Raw genomic sequence first — 15,045 nt, forward strand, 5'->3', positions numbered from 1 at the left:
AAACGAAATCGAAAGAACGCGGTCAACGAAACCAGTCAAAAGTGTGTCCCGAAGCCCTCGGCAGGTCATCAAAGAAATGCCCGAGGCTATCGGGTGTCGACTTGGAAGCCACTACAGGACCTAGGATGCTTGAGCTCGTTGCTGCGTTTATCTGTTTGACCACCCTCCTCACCTATGTAAATTACCGTTTCATCGGCCTGCCCCCAACCATCGGCGTGATGGTCACCGCCTTGCTGTTCTCGCTGCTGCTGCAAGGCTTGAGCGTGATCGGCTACCCCGGCCTGGAAGAGCGCGTGCAGGGCTTGATGAACCAGATCGACTTCAACGATCTGCTGATGCACTGGATGCTGTCGTTCCTGCTGTTCGCCGGCGCCTTGCACGTGAACCTTGCCGACCTGCGCAGCTACCGCTGGCCGATCGGCCTGCTGGCGACCGTCGGCGTGCTGATCGCCACCGTGGTCATCGGCTTTCTCGCCCACTGGATTTTTGCCCTGTTCGGCTGGCATGTGAGCCTGCTCTACTGCCTGCTGTTCGGTGCCTTGATCTCGCCGACCGACCCGATCGCGGTTCTCGGCGCACTGCGTACCGCCAATGCCTCCAAGCCACTGAAGACCACCATCGTTGGCGAGTCGCTGTTCAACGACGGCACTGCAGTCGTGGTGTTCACCGTATTGCTGGGCATCGCCCAGCTTGGCGAAACACCGACGGTGGCCGACACCGCGATCCTGTTCGCCCGCGAAGCCATTGGCGGCATTGTGTTCGGCGGTCTGGTGGGCTACATCACCTACCGCATGATCAAAAGCATCGAGCAGTACCAGGTCGAGGTCATGCTGACCCTGGCACTGGTGATCGGCGGTTCGGCCATGGCCTATGAGCTGCACGTTTCGGCGCCGATCGCCATGGTCGTGGCCGGCCTGATCATCGGTAACCTGGGCCGCAACCTGGCGATGAACGACATGACCCGCCGTTACATGGACGGTTTCTGGGAACTGATCGACGACATGCTCAACGCCCTGCTGTTCGCCCTGATCGGCCTGGAGCTGTTGCTGCTGCCGTTCTCGTGGATGCACCTGGCGGCGGCCGGCGTGCTGGCAGTGGCGATCCTGCTGTCGCGCCTGCTGACCGTGGCACCGGCCATCCTGATGCTGCGCCGTTGGCGCACCGTTCCGCGCGGTACCGTGCGGGTGCTGACCTGGGGTGGCCTGCGTGGCGGTGTGTCGGTGGCCCTGGCGCTGTCGCTGCCATCGGGCACCGAGCGTGATCTGCTGCTGAGCATCACCTACATCGTGGTGCTGTCGTCGATCCTGCTGCAGGGCCTGACGATCGGGCGGGTGGTGCGCGGGGTTACCGAGCAGCCTTGAGACCGCTATCGCTGGCAAGCCTGCTCCCACAGGGATATATGGGAGCCAGCTTGCCGGCGGCGCCTATCACTCCACGGCGGTATCGAACTGATCCTTGATGTACTTGATCTCAGTGCGCCCGTGCGGCGCCGGCAAGCCGTCTTCACCGAGGTTGACGAAGACCATGCGGTCGACGGTGAGGATGCTCTTGCGGGTGATCTTGTTGCGCACTTCGCACTTGAGGGTGATCGAGGTGCGGCCGAATTCGGTGGCGGTGATGCCCAGTTCGATGATGTCGCCCTGGCGCGAAGCGCTGACGAAGTTGATCTCCGAAATGTACTTGGTCACCACGCGCTGGTTGCCCAGCTGGACGATCGCATAGATCGCCGCCTCTTCGTCGATCCAGCGCAGCAGGCTGCCGCCGAACAGGGTGCCGTTGGGGTTGAGGTCTTCGGGTTTTACCCATTTGCGGGTGTGGAAATTCATATCTGCTCCTGACCGTCTTGCCAATCGATGTGGGTAATGATGGCAGAGCCTGACCCCCTCCTCCATTTAACATCGACTATGGTCTCGATTAATCGACAGAAAACCTTGGGCAGTTGCGCTGGCGCAGCTATAATCGCCAACGCTTCAATACGGTCATCGTCATCCGCGACCGTTCCCGCCACCTGTCCGAGGGGCGCTGCAGCAGGTTCAACCTGTCAGGCTCGGATGGGGCGTTGTCCCGCCAGGCCTGCCTGCGGACACTAAACGCACAACGGCGCCCATTCGCACACTACGAATGGAGGCTCTCAATGAGCGCTGTAAACACGCCTGCTGGTTTTACCGATTACAAAGTCGCCGACATCTCCCTGGCTGCCTGGGGCCGTCGCGAGACCATCATTGCCGAATCGGAAATGCCAGCGCTGATGGGCCTGCGCCGCAAGTACCTTGAAGAGCAACCGCTCAAGGGTGCGAAAATCCTCGGCTGCATCCACATGACCATTCAGACCGCCGTGCTGATCGAAACCCTGGTCGCCCTGGGTGCCGAAGTACGCTGGTCGTCCTGCAACATCTTCTCGACCCAGGACCAGGCCGCTGCCTCCATCGCCGCTGCCGGCATCCCTGTGTTCGCCTGGAAAGGCGAGACCGAGCAAGAGTACGAGTGGTGCCTGGAGCAGACCATCCTCAAGGATGGCCAGCCATGGGACGCCAATATGATCCTCGACGACGGCGGCGACCTCACCGAACTGCTGCACAAGAAATACCCGGCGGTACTGGAGCGCGTCCACGGCGTCACCGAAGAGACCACCACCGGTGTGCACCGCCTGCTCGACATGCTGGCCAAGGGCGAGCTGAAAGTCCCGGCGATCAACGTCAACGACTCGGTCACCAAGAGCAAGAACGACAACAAGTACGGCTGCCGTCACAGCCTCAACGATGCCATCAAGCGCGGCACCGACCACCTGCTGTCGGGCAAGCAGGCGCTGGTCATCGGTTACGGTGACGTGGGCAAGGGCTCGGCCCAGTCGCTGCGTCAGGAAGGCATGATCGTCAAGGTTTCCGAAGTTGACCCGATCTGCGCCATGCAGGCCTGCATGGACGGCTTCGAGCTGGTCTCGCCGTTCATCGACGGTATCAACAACGGCACCGAAGCGAGCATCGACAAGGCCCTGCTGGGCAAGATCGACCTGATCGTGACCACCACCGGTAACGTCAACGTTTGCGATGCCAACATGCTCAAGGCCCTGAAAAAGCGCGCCGTGGTCTGCAACATCGGCCACTTCGACAATGAAATCGACACCGCTTTCATGCGCAAGAACTGGGCCTGGGAAGAAGTCAAACCACAGGTACACAAGATCCACCGTACCGGCCACGGCGACTTCGACCCACAGAACGACGACTACCTGATCCTGCTGGCCGAAGGCCGCCTGGTGAACCTGGGCAACGCTACCGGTCACCCAAGCCGGATCATGGACGGCTCGTTCGCCAACCAGGTCCTGGCACAGATCTTCCTGTTCGAACAGAAGTACGCCGACCTGCCAGCCGCTCAGAAAGCCGAGCGCCTGACCGTTGAAGTCCTGCCGAAGAAACTCGACGAAGAAGTGGCCCTGGAAATGGTCCGCGGCTTCGGTGGTGTAGTGACCCAACTGACCCCGCAACAGGCCGAATACATCGGCGTGACTGTTGAAGGGCCATTCAAGCCACACGCCTACCGTTACTGAAAGTTGGTAGCTGCAAGCTGCAAGCTGCAAGCGGTTCGCGCCGCTTCTGCTTGTCGCTTGCGGCTTGTAGCTTGCCGCTGAAGAGAACCTTCTATGTCTCAGGAACGTCGTTACAGCTTCGAGTTCTTCCCGACCAAGACCGATGCTGGACATGAAAAACTGCTCGCCACTGCCCGCCAGCTGGCCAGCTACAACCCGGATTTCTTCTCCTGCACCTACGGTGCCGGTGGCTCGACCCGCGACCGCACGTTGAACACCGTGCTGCAGCTGGAAAGCGAAGTGAAAGTCCCCGCCGCCCCGCACCTGTCGTGCGTCGGCGACAGCAAGGACGACCTGCGCTCGCTGCTGACCCAGTACAAGGCAGCCGGCATCCAGCGCATCGTCGCCTTGCGCGGCGACCTGCCGTCGGGCATGGGCATGGCCAGCGGCGAGCTGCGCTATGCCAACGAACTGGTGGAGTTCATCCGTCAGGAAAGCGGCGATCACTTCCATATCGAAATCGCCGCCTACCCGGAGATGCACCCCCAGGCGCGCAACTTCGAGGATGACCTGAAGAACTTCGTGCGCAAGGCCAACGCCGGTGCCGACAGCGCCATCACCCAGTACTTCTTCAACGCCGACAGCTACTTCTACTTCGTCGAGCGCGTGCAGCAGATGGGTGTGGATATTCCGGTAGTACCGGGGATCATGCCGATCACCAACTACAGCAAGCTGGCGCGCTTCTCTGACGCTTGCGGCGCCGAGATCCCACGCTGGATCCGCAAGCAGCTGGAAGCCTACGGCGACGATGTGAAGAGCATCCAGGCCTTCGGTGAAGACGTCATCACCCGCATGTGCGAGCAACTGCTGCAAGGCGGCGCTCCAGGGTTGCACTTCTACACCTTGAACCAGGCCGACCCGAGCCTGGCGATCTGGAACAACCTCAAGTTGCCCCGCTGATCGAACCGCTACACCGCAGGTAACAATTGCGTCAGAATACTGAAAAGGCCTTTAGCTTACGCTAAGGGCCTTTCTGCATTCCTGCCCCCAGACGGATTTTCGTGCCTTCCATGCGCCAAGGACTTACCCCTGCTCGACCGCAACTCGTTTACCTGGTCTTCGGGCCGCCCACCTACCACCAGGAAGCCCAGTTCAGCATCGTCAGCGCCCTGGCCAACCTGCGCAAGACACCCGGGGAAGCACTTGATATCCAGGTCTACAGCGACAATCCCGAACCCTACCAGCACCTGCCGGTAAGCGTTCATTCACTCGACGCCGCCACCCGTGAAGCCTGGAACCAGCCCTACGGCTACCACTTTCGCAGCAAGCACGTGGTGCTGCGTCAGGTGCTGGCCAGCGCGCCCATGGCCGTGCTGATCGATACCGACACGTTCTTCCATCAGTCGCCCATCGAGCTGTTCCGCCGGGTCAAGCCAGGCACCCTGCTGTGCAATGCCATCGGCAGTACCTATGGCAATGATCCTCAGTGCCCGCTGTTCCAGAGCCTGGCAGCAATGCTCGAAGAACGCGGGCTGGCCGACCGGCACATGCCGCTGCTGAACTCCGGGGTGATTGGCCTGATGCAGGAAGATGCGCCATTGCTGGAGCGCTCCATCGCCTTGATGGACGAGTACTACCCCCACGCCAACGGCGCCTACACCCTGGAGGAGTTCTGCCTGGGCGTGGCCGCCTACCGGCAGATGCAGGTTAACCAGTGCACCGACCTGATCCATCACTACTGGAGCCGCAAGCAGCTGTTCCGGGCCAAGGTCCAGGCCTGGCTGGCCAAGCACCAGCACGCCCCCCTGAGCGAAGAGGCACTGGTGGATGTCACCCGCGTCAACGCCCAGTTGCCCAAACCGCCGACCTTGCAACGCCTGGGCTACAAGGCGCTGAGCCTGGCCCTGCCGAGCGAACAGCGCCAGTTCATGCGCGAGTTGCTCAATGGCTGCTACGACTACCCCAACGAGTTCGACCGCGCCTGCGCTACGGCCTGGTGGGACAAGGCCCTGGACAACGCCAGGGCTCGCCATCCGCGGCCGATCTGCGCCGATACCCTGCAGCGATGGTTCGAGCACCCAGGCATGCGCCTGTCGCTGGGCCGCAAGCACCGCACGGTGCGTGATTCACTGTTAAAGCGATCACAGCGCTGACACCCAGGCTGGCTCGACATGCACGGCTACTAGCCATAGCCGTGCACACGTCGTAATCTCCAGCCATGCCCGATTTCACCCGCCTGTTGACCGCGCTGATTCTCACTTGCCTGAGTGCCTTTGCCCACGGCGAGAAGCTGCGTATCGTCACCGAACCCTGGGCCCCCTACGTCTATCTCGAAGACGGCCAGGCCAAAGGCATCGACTATGAGGTCACCGCCGAGGTATTCAAGCGCCTGGGGGTCGAGGTGGAATGGCAGTTCCTGCCCTGGAAGCGCTGCCTGGCGATGATCGAGCAGGGCCTGGCCGATGGCGTGCTGGACATTTTCCAGACCGAACAGCGCGACAGCCAGTTGTTCTACCCCAGCGAGCCGCTGTCCGACGTCGAATTTACCCTGTTCTATGCCAACGCCCGCCCGCACAAGGTCAAGCGCCTGGAAGACCTGAGCGGCCTTACCGTCGGCACTTCGCCCGGTTACAGCTATGGTGGCGCGTTTATCGACTCACCGCTGTTCACCCGCGAGCCGGCACCCACTCACGAGGCCAACTTCGGCAAGCTCCAGCGCGGACGTATCGACCTGTTGATCACCGACCGCCGTGTGGGCCGCTATATGATCAAGACATTGGGCCTGGAACAGCAGATCAGCGAACTGCCTCTGGTGATCAGCCGCCACAGCCAGTACCTGGCGGTGCGCCGCAATGTCGGCATGGACCTGCTGGCCCAGCGCTTTGCCGCCGAGCTGCGGCGCTTCAAGCGCGAGCCGGCCTATGCCGCGCTGCATGCACGCTACGCCGGCACTGCGGAAAACTTTCCAACCGCCGTTGAGCAGCAGGAAAGCAGCATGCGCTGAATGCTCTGTTATACTCGGGCCTTCCCGCCAGGCTTACGCCCGGACGCTCGGCCTTGCAAAAGGCATCCCGACCGGCAGGACAGCGCGGCCCAGAGCCCGCCCGCCGCCCCGGATGCGCATTGAAGACCCTGCTGGACCGGACGCGATAGCATCAGCTGATGCCCGTCGCGCCAGGCAAGATTATCCCATCGGGCTCAGCCCCCATTAGAACAGGATTACTCATGTCCTTTGCTTCCCTCGGTCTCTCCGAGGCTCTAGTTCGCGCCATCGAGGCTGCGGGCTACACCCAGCCCACTCCGGTGCAACAGCGGGCCATTCCCGCCGTGTTGCAAGGCCGCGACCTGATGGTTGCCGCCCAGACAGGTACTGGTAAAACCGGCGGTTTCGCCCTGCCGATCCTTGAACGCCTGTTCCCCGGTGGTCACCCGGACAAATCCCAGCGCCATGGCCCACGCCAGCCGCGGGTACTGGTGCTGACCCCGACGCGCGAACTGGCCGCCCAGGTTCACGACAGCTTCAAGGTTTACGCCCGCGACCTCAAATTCGTCAGCGCCTGCATCTTTGGTGGCGTCGGCATGAACCCACAGGTTCAGGCCATGGCCAAGGGTGTCGACGTGCTGGTGGCCTGCCCCGGCCGCCTGCTGGATCTCGCCGGCCAGGGCAGCGTTGACCTGTCCCACGTCGAGACCCTGGTGCTCGACGAAGCCGACCGCATGCTCGACATGGGCTTCATCCATGATGTGAAGAAGGTCCTTGCCCGCCTGCCGGCCAAGCGTCAGAACCTGCTGTTCTCGGCGACCTTCTCCAAAGACATTACTGACCTTGCCGACAAGCTGCTGCACAACCCCGAGCGCATCGAGGTCACGCCGCCGAACACCACGGTCGAGCGTATCGAGCAGCGCGTCTACCGCCTGCCGGCCAGCCACAAGCGCGCCTTGCTGGCACACCTGATCACCACCGGTGCGTGGGAACAGGTGCTGGTGTTCACCCGTACCAAGCATGGCGCCAACCGCCTGGCCGAGTACCTGGAAAAACACGGCCTGACCGCCGCCGCGATCCACGGCAACAAGAGCCAGAACGCGCGCACCAAGGCCCTGGCCGACTTCAAGGCCGGCAGCGTGCGCATCATGGTTGCCACCGATATCGCCGCCCGTGGCCTGGACATCGACCAGTTGCCGCACGTGGTCAACTTCGAACTGCCCAACGTTGAAGAAGACTACGTTCACCGTATCGGCCGTACCGGTCGTGCCGGTCGTTCGGGCGAGGCCATCTCGCTGGTCGCGCCGGATGAAGAAAAACTGCTCAAGAGCATCGAGCGCGTTACCCGCCAGAAGATCCCGGATGGCGACCTGATGGGCTTTGATGCCTCCAAGGTCGAAGCCGAGAAACCCGAGACCCGTGAGCGTCCGCAAAACAATCCGCGTGGTGGCCGTGGCCAGCGCGCCGATGGCAGCAATGCCGGCAGCGGCGGTCGCAAGGACAAGGGTAAGGACCAGGGCAAAGACAAAGGCCGCGACAAGGACAAGGAAAAAACCGCGGAGAAATCCGCCGGTGGTCGCCAGGAGCGCAAGCCCCGCGACAACAAACCGCGTCAGGCCCAGTCGGGCCAGCCAGGTGTTCCGCAAGTTCCGGCCAATCGTGATCCGGAAGAGTTCCTGGATGACGAAGTCGACAACTTCGGCAACCGCGCCGACTACGTCAGCCCTTACCAGAACAAGGGCAACCAGGGCCGTAACCGTCGTCCGGGCGCACCTGCCCAGACCGGCACCGGCGCCAGCACCGGTGGCCAGCCACGTGGCGGCCAGCCGCGCAGCAACAACGGCCCGCGCAGCGGTGGTGGTGCTTCGGCCAATGGCGAGAAGCGCGGCGGCGGTGCCCGTAATGGTGGCGGCAGCCGCGACGGTGGCGGTCGCAATCGCCGCCCGGCGCGCGACGATCAAGCGAGCAAAGAGCCGGCCGTACGCAATCCGCGTGAAGGCCAGCCGCAGCCGAAGATCGTCCACAAGGAGTCGAAGGTCGACCGCTTCCCGACTGCCGAACAGCTCGAGCAGCTGCCAAGCCGTCCACGTGGCGAGAAGCCTGCGCTGCTGACGCGTAACCGCTGATTCAGCGACCGTGCCAACAAAAACGCCGCCCCTAGGGGCGGCGTTTTCGTTTATGCAGCAAGCATTACTTCTGCTTGATACCTTCGATCGAGATGTCCAGATCCAGGGTCTGCGAAGACGGGCCTGGGCCTTTGATGCCGAAGTCGTTCAGGTTCAGCGTGGTCTTGGCGTTGAAGCCGGCGCGTTCGCCACCCCATGGATCCTTGCCTTCACCGTTGAAGGTGGCCTTGAAGGTCACTGGCTTGGTAACGCCGTGCAGGGTCAGGTCGCCAGTCACGTCAGCAGTTTTCTCGCCGGTCGATTTGACAGCGGTGGAGACGAACTTGGCCTCTGGGAACTTGCTCACATCGAGGAAATCTTTGCTGGCGATGTGCTTGTCACGCTCGGCGTGGTTGGACCACAGGCTGGCGGTTTTCAGGTCGACGGCGATCTTGCTGGCTTCAGGCTTGGCGGCGTCCCAGCTGAAGGAGCCATCGAAGTCCTTGAAGGTGCCGTGGATGAAGCTGTAGCCCAGGTGGCTGATCTTCCAGTCAACGAAGGCGTGCTGGCCTTCCTTGTCGATCTTGTAGTCTGCTGCCATTGCCTGACCGGCCGAGAACAGTGCGGTACCGAGCGCCAGAGCGGCAAAAGTCTTTTTCAACATGCGTCTATATCCCTTTTGGAGTTGAGGTTGAACATCAAGCTTTGCGGCCCAGCATGCGGATCAGGGTCGCGTCACGGTCGATAAAGTGGTGTTTCAGGGCTGCCAGGCCGTGCAGCCCGGCAAAGATCACCAGGCCCCAGGCCAGGTAGAAATGGATCTCGCCGGCGACATCGGCCTGATCGGGCAGGTTGCTGACCAGCGCCGGCACTTCAAACAGGCCGAACACCGGGATGCCAACGCCGTCGGCGGTAGAAATCATGTAGCCGGCGAACATCACCGCGAACAGCCCCAGGTACAGCAGGCCATGGCCGGCCTTGGAGGCGAGGCGGGTGAGTTTGCCGTGGTTGGGCAGCGCTGGCGGCGGTGGGCTGAGAAAGCGCCAGAGCACGCGCAGGAGCATCACACCAAGCAGCACCAGGCCGATACTTTTGTGCAGGTCGGGGGCGTCTTTGCGCCATGGGCTGTAGTAGTCCAGGCCCATCATCCACAGGCCCAGGCCGAACAGGCCGAATACAGCCAGTGCAACACCCCAGTGCAGGACGATGCTGACAAAGCCATAACGAGAAGGTGAGTTGCGCAGTTGCATTGCCGTGTTTCCCTGTAAGAACTGTGCTCAGACTAACGATTTATTAATCGAATAAAAGCAGAAAAACTTGCTCTGAAATATCGAGAAATATGATCTTTAGTATGAAACGAAGCTATTAAGGAAACATTAACTACGTGGGAAGGGAAGACCCTGCGGGCCTTGGGGTCGCTGCGCGGCCCATCGCCGGCAAGGCTGGCTCCCACAGGTTCGGTGTGTACTTGCCCCTGTAGGAGCCGGCGTTGCCGGCGATGAAGTCAGCGCATTACTGCGCCTTGGCCTGGGTATTGGCTACCGGCTTTTTCACTGGTTCCGCCTTGGCGGCGGCTTTTTTCGCAGGTGCCGCCTTGGCTGCGGTTTTCTTCGGCTGTTGCGCCTTGGCTGCCGGCTTTTTCGCCGGTGCCTGCTTGGCCGCTGGTTTGGCCGGAGCGGCTTTCACCGGCGCCTTGGCTGGCTCTTCCTTGGCAACCGGGGCGACCGCAGGTGCTGGCGCAGCCGCCGGCGCAGGGGTCGGAGCCACCTCGGCCTGCTTGGCCGCTGGCTGCTCGGCAGGCTTGTCATCGCTACCGAACATGCGCTTGAAGAAGCCTGGCTTGCCCTCATCCTTCTTCACCGGCTCTTCGGCCTTGGCCGGCTTGTCGGACGAGCCGCCAAACAGGTTGCTGAAGAAATTGCCTTTGCTCGCCGCTGCAGCTGCGGTGCCGGCAGCGGCCGTGGCGGCAACCGCCTTGACCGGCTCGAATGACTTGCCCGCGGCCAGGTCCTGGACCTGGCTGGCAGCGCGCTGGCCGCTGCGCAGGGCGCCTTCGAGGGTGCCTGGGTACATCGCATCGGTGTGCTCGCCAGCAAAGGCAACCCGCTGCACCGGACGCTCCCACAGGCGCCAGTACTTGCTGATCTGCCCAGGGCCATAGGCCAGGTAGGCGCCACCGGTACCCACGTCAGTGCTGTAACGGCGTACTTCGTAGCCGGTGAAGGCGCCACGGGCTTGCGGGTAGAAGGCGTGCAGGCGGATCAACACCTGGTCGACCATCTGCTTGTCGCCAAAAGCCTGCAGCAGGCGCGCGTTGTCACCGGAGAGGTTGATCACCACGTTAGCGCCGCCCTTGAGCGCAGGCTCGATCCAGAGCATGCCCAGGCCGGTGTTGCTGTAGATCTCGCCAGACATCCGCGCGCGGCTTTCCCACACCGGGGTCTTGAACTTGAGCATCAGCTGGTCGCGCCAGCCGTAGTTGGTGCCCCTGAGGGCGGCCAGGTGCTTGGTGTCCAGGCCCGGAGTCATCTGGATCTTCGACAGCGCGCGCAGCGGTACGGCCAGCACGACGTAGTCGGCCTGGTAACCGACGCTGCCAACCTTGACGGTGACGCCGTCCTTGTCCTGGATGATGGCGCTGACCGGCGACTGGGTCTTGATGGTTTTCAATTGCTTGACGAAGGCCTGGGCCAGCACCGGGCTACCGCCTGGCAGGCGTGCGGCGCGCAGGTCACGGTCGCTGACGCCGCGGTAGACGCGGGTCTGCTGGGCGAAATAGAGCAGCGACAGGCGCGACGGCTCGTCATAGCGGGTACGGATCTGCTGGTTGACCAGCTGGCGCGCGGTGGCCGGCAGTTGCAGCTTGTCGAGCCAGCCGGAAACGTTGAGCTGGTCGAGGGCGAACAGGGTGCTGTTGGCCGCCGGGTTCAGCGGATCGTCGATCGAGCGTGCGAGGTCGTCGAGGGTCTTCTCGTAACGCTTGAGCGCTTCGGCGGTGGCCGGTTGCTTGGTGCTGAGGTCGGCGGCGCTGAAATACTCGCCATCGATCAGGTAACCCGGGGTACGCACGAACTCAGGTGCCGGCAAGGTGCTGAGCTTGAAGGCATCCAGGTACTGGTTGAGCACCGGCTGGGCCTTGCTGTTGCCGATCCATTCACTGGTGGCCAGGCCCGAGCGCCCGCCCATACCGGTCTTGGCTTCCAGCAGGGTCACCTGCCAGCCCTTGTTCTGCAACTCATAGGCGGCTGTCAGGCCGGCCAGACCGCCACCGACGACGATTGCCGTCGGGGCCTTGTCCTTGGCCAGCGCAGTGCCGCTGAACAGTCCTATCATTACCAGCGCACAGGCGCGCAGCCAACCAGCAGACATTCGGCGAACTCCGGATCAAAGCAGAAGTGTTTGGGGGGATCCCCCAGAAAGAGTAGCCGAAGGATACGCCACGCCAAGCGCCCCCGCCAGCAACGCCAGCACCCTGATTGCGGCGCACGGGTTGTTCTCGACCGGCGCATTGCATAGGCTTGCGCGGCATGTCCGAGCCGCCGTCGCCAGGAGAATCGAAATGGGCCTCAACCAACAGTGGATGCAACGTGACCTCAAGGTCCTGTGGCACCCCTGCACCCAGATGAAAGATCACGAACAACTGCCGCTGATTCCGATCAAGCGCGGCGAAGGCGTGTGGCTGGAAGACTTTGAAGGCAAGCGCTACCTCGACGCCGTCAGCTCCTGGTGGGTCAACGCCTTCGGCCATGCCAACCCGCGCATCAACCAGCGCATCAAGGACCAGGTCGACCAGCTTGAGCACGTGATTCTCGCAGGCTTCAGCCACCAGCCGGTGATCGAGCTGTCCGAGCGCCTGGTGCAGATCACCCCCGAAGGCCTGGACCGGGTGTTCTACGCCGATAATGGTTCGTCCTGCATCGAAGTGGCGCTGAAAATGAGCTTTCACTACTGGCTGAACAAAGGCCAGCCAGAGAAGAAGCGCTTCGTCACCCTGAGCAACAGCTATCACGGCGAGACCATCGCGGCGATGTCGGTCGGCGACGTGCCGTTGTTCACCGAGACCTACAAGGCGCTGCTGCTCGACACCATCAAGGTGCCAAGCCCCGATTGCTACCTGCGCCCCGAGGGCATGGGCTGGGAAGAGCACTCGCGCAACATGTTCGCGGCCATGGAGCAGACCCTGGCTGAACACCACGCCACGGTCGCCGCGGTGATCGTCGAACCGCTGATCCAGGGCGCCGGTGGCATGCGCATGTACCACCCGGTATACCTCAAGCTGCTGCGCGAGGCCTGTGACCGCTATGGCGTGCACCTGATCCACGACGAGATCGCCGTGGGCTTTGGCCGCACCGGGACGATGTTCGCCTGCGAACAGGCCGGCATCCGCCCGGATTTCCTGTGCCTGTCCAAGGCCCTGACCGGCGGCTACCTGCCGCTGGCCGCGTGCCTGACCACCAACGAGGTGTACAGCGCCTTCTACGACGATTACCCGACCCTGCGCGCCTTCCTCCACTCGCACAGCTACACCGGCAACCCACTGGCCTGTGCCGCGGCGCTGGCGACCCTGGATATCTTCGCGCAGGACAATGTCATCGAGGCCAACAAGGCCCTGGCCCAGCGCATGGCCAGCGCCACCGAGCACCTGGTCGACCACCCGCATGTTGGCGAAGTGCGCCAGACCGGCATGGCCCTGGCCATCGAGATGGTCCAGGACAAGGCCAGCAAGACCGCCTACCCGTGGCAGGAACGCCGTGGCCTGAAGGTCTTCGAGCACGCCCTGAGCCGTGGCGCCCTGCTGCGCCCGCTGGGCAGCGTGGTGTACTTCCTGCCGCCATACGTGATCACCCCGGAGCAGATCGACTTCCTCGCCGAGGTGGCCACCGAGGGTATCGACATCGCCACCAGCAGCCGCGTCAGCGTGGCAGTGCCGGCTGATTTTCACCCTGATTTCCGCGATCCGGGCTAACAGCATCGCGGGGCAAGCCCGCTCCTGCAAAGATCCCTGTAGGAGCGGGCTTGCCCCGCGATGAAGCCCGCACTGCCAACACATTTTTAGAGTTAGTACATGAGACTGTCCCGCTTTTTCATCGACGCCCCCCTGAGCCTCGGCGCCCACGACCTGCCCGAAGCCCAGGCCCACTACATCGGCCGCGTGCTGCGCATGGCGGTTGGCGATGCCGTGCAACTGTTCGACGGCAGCGGCCAGGAGTTTCGCGGCCAATTGCTGGAAGTCGGCAAGAAAACCGTCCGCGTGCAGCTCGACGAAGCCTTCGCCGGGCAAGCCGACTCCAGCCTGCAAGTTCACCTCGGCCAGGGCCTGTCGCGCGGCGAGCGCATGGACTGGGCAATCCAGAAGGCCACCGAACTGGGCGTCAGCGCTATCACCCCGATCGTCAGCGAGCGCTGCGAAGTACGCCTCAAGGATGAACGCGCCGACAAGCGCATGGCTCATTGGCGCCAGGTGGCGATCAGCGCCTGCGAGCAATGCGGGCGCTCCAGCGTACCGGTCATCCACCCACCACAGCCGCTGGCAGACTGGCTCAAGGCCTGCGACCAGGACCTCAAGCTGGTCCTGCACCCGGTCGCCGAACCCATGGTCAGCCATCAGCAGCCCGCCAGCCTGGCGTTTTTGATCGGCCCAGAAGGCGGCCTCAGCGAGGCCGAAGTCGAGCAGGCCAAGGCCACCGGCTTCCATGCCGCACGCCTGGGCCCGCGCGTATTGCGCACCGAAACCGCGCCAGTCGTGGCCCTGGCCGTCGCCCAGCAGCTGTGGGGCGACTTCTAGAGCACGTAGAAGAACACCGCGATGAAGTGCAGCAGGCTGCCGGCGATCACGAACAGGTGCCAGATGCCATGCCAATGGCGAAAGCGGCTGTCGTAGGCAAAGAAGATGATGCCGATGGTGTAGAACGCGCCACCGGCCGCCAGCCAGGCAAAGCCTGCGGCGCCGAGGCTGGCCAGCAGCGGCTTGACCGCCACCAGCACGATCCAGCCCATCAGCGCATAGATGATGATCGACATGACCCGCGCTTCGGAGCGCGGCTTGATCTCTTGCAGCATGCCGATCACCGCCAGCCCCCAGACCACCCCGAACAGGCTCCAGCCCCAGGGCCCGCGCAGGCTGACCAGGCAGAACGGCGTATAACTGCCGGCAATCAACAGGTAGATCGACAGGTGATCGAGCTTGCGCATGATCACTTTGGCCTTGCCGCGCACGCTGTGATAAAGGGTCGAGATGCTGTAGAGCAACAGCAGGGTAAAGCCATAGATCGCCAGGCTGACGATCTTCCAGGGGTCGCCTTGCAGGCTCGCCACCACTAGCAGCCAGATGGCGCCGATGCAGGCCAGAACGGCGCCGACCAGATGGGTCCAGGCGTTGAAACGTTCACCGTGATACATGCAACAGGATCCTCCTGACTTAAAACAGGTCTCCC

General features: G+C 62.8%; 13 protein-coding genes and 1 riboswitch. Of the genes, 8 read left to right on the top strand and 5 right to left on the bottom strand.

The window, feature by feature from the left end; translation table 11 throughout:
- Positions 1-125 precede the first annotated feature (125 nt).
- Positions 126-1,361, top strand: a complete 1,236-nt coding sequence (locus tag ACIOVF_RS07450; RefSeq protein WP_401288533.1) for a cation:proton antiporter — start codon at positions 126-128, stop codon at positions 1,359-1,361.
- Positions 1,362-1,427: 66 nt separating this feature from the next.
- Here the strand turns inward: ACIOVF_RS07450 and ACIOVF_RS07455 are convergent, their stop codons facing one another.
- Entirely contained in the window at positions 1,428-1,826 is a 399-nt protein-coding gene (locus ACIOVF_RS07455; protein WP_010221517.1) for an acyl-CoA thioesterase, read from the bottom strand.
- A 182-nt stretch (positions 1,827-2,008) separates the two neighbouring features.
- Positions 2,009-2,113: riboswitch (S-adenosyl-L-homocysteine riboswitch) on the top strand.
- A 21-nt stretch (positions 2,114-2,134) separates the two neighbouring features.
- Between ACIOVF_RS07455 and ahcY the strand changes: the two genes are divergently transcribed.
- The 5 genes from ahcY to ACIOVF_RS07480 all read left to right on the top strand — a co-directional run bounded on the left by ahcY (position 2,135) and on the right by ACIOVF_RS07480 (position 8,632).
- On the top strand, positions 2,135-3,544 hold the full coding sequence (ahcY, locus tag ACIOVF_RS07460; protein ID WP_045193826.1) for an adenosylhomocysteinase: 1,410 nt from the start codon (positions 2,135-2,137) through the stop codon (positions 3,542-3,544).
- 93 nt (positions 3,545-3,637) lie between these two features.
- The gene (metF, locus tag ACIOVF_RS07465) at positions 3,638-4,483 is read left to right on the top strand and encodes a methylenetetrahydrofolate reductase [NAD(P)H] (protein WP_258716213.1); all 846 of its coding nucleotides are present in this window, start codon (positions 3,638-3,640) and stop codon (positions 4,481-4,483) included.
- Between the two features lie 110 nt (positions 4,484-4,593).
- A complete protein-coding gene (locus ACIOVF_RS07470; RefSeq protein WP_401288538.1) occupies positions 4,594-5,676 on the top strand; it encodes a hypothetical protein in 1,083 nt (360 codons plus the stop codon).
- A gap of 65 nt (positions 5,677-5,741) precedes the next feature.
- Positions 5,742-6,527: an ABC transporter substrate-binding protein gene (locus tag ACIOVF_RS07475; RefSeq protein WP_213602654.1), complete on the top strand. Its 786-nt coding sequence runs from the start codon at positions 5,742-5,744 to the stop codon at positions 6,525-6,527.
- Positions 6,528-6,748: 221 nt separating this feature from the next.
- Positions 6,749-8,632, top strand: coding sequence for a DEAD/DEAH box helicase (locus ACIOVF_RS07480; RefSeq protein WP_045193831.1), 1,884 nt, complete (start codon positions 6,749-6,751; stop codon positions 8,630-8,632).
- A 64-nt stretch (positions 8,633-8,696) separates the two neighbouring features.
- Here the strand turns inward: ACIOVF_RS07480 and ACIOVF_RS07485 are convergent, their stop codons facing one another.
- The 3 genes from ACIOVF_RS07485 to ACIOVF_RS07495 all read right to left on the bottom strand — a co-directional run bounded on the left by ACIOVF_RS07485 (position 8,697) and on the right by ACIOVF_RS07495 (position 11,980).
- Positions 8,697-9,275, bottom strand: a complete 579-nt coding sequence (locus ACIOVF_RS07485; RefSeq protein WP_045193832.1) for a YceI family protein — start codon at positions 9,273-9,275, stop codon at positions 8,697-8,699.
- Between the two features lie 34 nt (positions 9,276-9,309).
- On the bottom strand, positions 9,310-9,861 hold the full coding sequence (locus ACIOVF_RS07490) for a cytochrome b (protein ID WP_045193834.1): 552 nt from the start codon (positions 9,859-9,861) through the stop codon (positions 9,310-9,312).
- Between the two features lie 262 nt (positions 9,862-10,123).
- A complete protein-coding gene (locus ACIOVF_RS07495; protein ID WP_401288543.1) occupies positions 10,124-11,980 on the bottom strand; it encodes a flavin monoamine oxidase family protein in 1,857 nt (618 codons plus the stop codon).
- A 190-nt stretch (positions 11,981-12,170) separates the two neighbouring features.
- On the opposite strand from ACIOVF_RS07495, the gene ACIOVF_RS07500 reads away from it, so the two are divergent.
- Together ACIOVF_RS07500 and ACIOVF_RS07505 are read left to right on the top strand one after the other, a co-directional pair.
- The gene (locus tag ACIOVF_RS07500; protein ID WP_401288546.1) at positions 12,171-13,577 is read left to right on the top strand and encodes an adenosylmethionine--8-amino-7-oxononanoate transaminase; all 1,407 of its coding nucleotides are present in this window, start codon (positions 12,171-12,173) and stop codon (positions 13,575-13,577) included.
- Between the two features lie 99 nt (positions 13,578-13,676).
- Positions 13,677-14,396 (top strand): 16S rRNA (uracil(1498)-N(3))-methyltransferase, encoded by a 720-nt coding sequence (locus ACIOVF_RS07505; RefSeq protein ID WP_045193840.1) that lies wholly within the window; start codon positions 13,677-13,679, stop codon positions 14,394-14,396.
- On the opposite strand, the gene ACIOVF_RS07510 is transcribed toward ACIOVF_RS07505, so the two are convergent.
- Positions 14,393-15,010, bottom strand: coding sequence for a hemolysin III family protein (locus tag ACIOVF_RS07510; protein ID WP_045193841.1), 618 nt, complete (start codon positions 15,008-15,010; stop codon positions 14,393-14,395). The two genes, ACIOVF_RS07505 and ACIOVF_RS07510, sit on opposite strands and share 4 nt — an antisense overlap.
- Positions 15,011-15,045: the final 35 nt, after the last annotated feature.

The sequence above is a fragment of the Pseudomonas sp. NPDC087612 genome (assembly GCF_044743505.1).
Classification (GTDB): domain Bacteria; phylum Pseudomonadota; class Gammaproteobacteria; order Pseudomonadales; family Pseudomonadaceae; genus Aquipseudomonas.

Excerpts from the sequence above, each read along its gene's own strand:
- ACIOVF_RS07505 (WP_045193840.1), top strand. The coding sequence starts at position 13,677 with ATGAGACTGTCCCGCTTTTTCATCGACGCCCCCCTGAGCCTCGGCGCC.
- ACIOVF_RS07480 (WP_045193831.1), top strand. The coding sequence starts at position 6,749 with ATGTCCTTTGCTTCCCTCGGTCTCTCCGAGGCTCTAGTTCGCGCCATC.
- metF (WP_258716213.1), top strand. The coding sequence starts at position 3,638 with ATGTCTCAGGAACGTCGTTACAGCTTCGAGTTCTTCCCGACCAAGACC.
- ahcY (WP_045193826.1), top strand. The coding sequence starts at position 2,135 with ATGAGCGCTGTAAACACGCCTGCTGGTTTTACCGATTACAAAGTCGCC.
- ACIOVF_RS07485 (WP_045193832.1), bottom strand. The coding sequence starts at position 9,275 with ATGTTGAAAAAGACTTTTGCCGCTCTGGCGCTCGGTACCGCACTGTTC.
- ACIOVF_RS07455 (WP_010221517.1), bottom strand. The coding sequence starts at position 1,826 with ATGAATTTCCACACCCGCAAATGGGTAAAACCCGAAGACCTCAACCCC.
- ACIOVF_RS07510 (WP_045193841.1), bottom strand. The coding sequence starts at position 15,010 with ATGTATCACGGTGAACGTTTCAACGCCTGGACCCATCTGGTCGGCGCC.
- ACIOVF_RS07475 (WP_213602654.1), top strand. The coding sequence starts at position 5,742 with ATGCCCGATTTCACCCGCCTGTTGACCGCGCTGATTCTCACTTGCCTG.
- ACIOVF_RS07500 (WP_401288546.1), top strand. The coding sequence starts at position 12,171 with ATGGGCCTCAACCAACAGTGGATGCAACGTGACCTCAAGGTCCTGTGG.
- ACIOVF_RS07470 (WP_401288538.1), top strand. The coding sequence starts at position 4,594 with ATGCGCCAAGGACTTACCCCTGCTCGACCGCAACTCGTTTACCTGGTC.
- ACIOVF_RS07450 (WP_401288533.1), top strand. The coding sequence starts at position 126 with ATGCTTGAGCTCGTTGCTGCGTTTATCTGTTTGACCACCCTCCTCACC.
- ACIOVF_RS07495 (WP_401288543.1), bottom strand. The coding sequence starts at position 11,980 with ATGTCTGCTGGTTGGCTGCGCGCCTGTGCGCTGGTAATGATAGGACTG.
- ACIOVF_RS07490 (WP_045193834.1), bottom strand. The coding sequence starts at position 9,861 with ATGCAACTGCGCAACTCACCTTCTCGTTATGGCTTTGTCAGCATCGTC.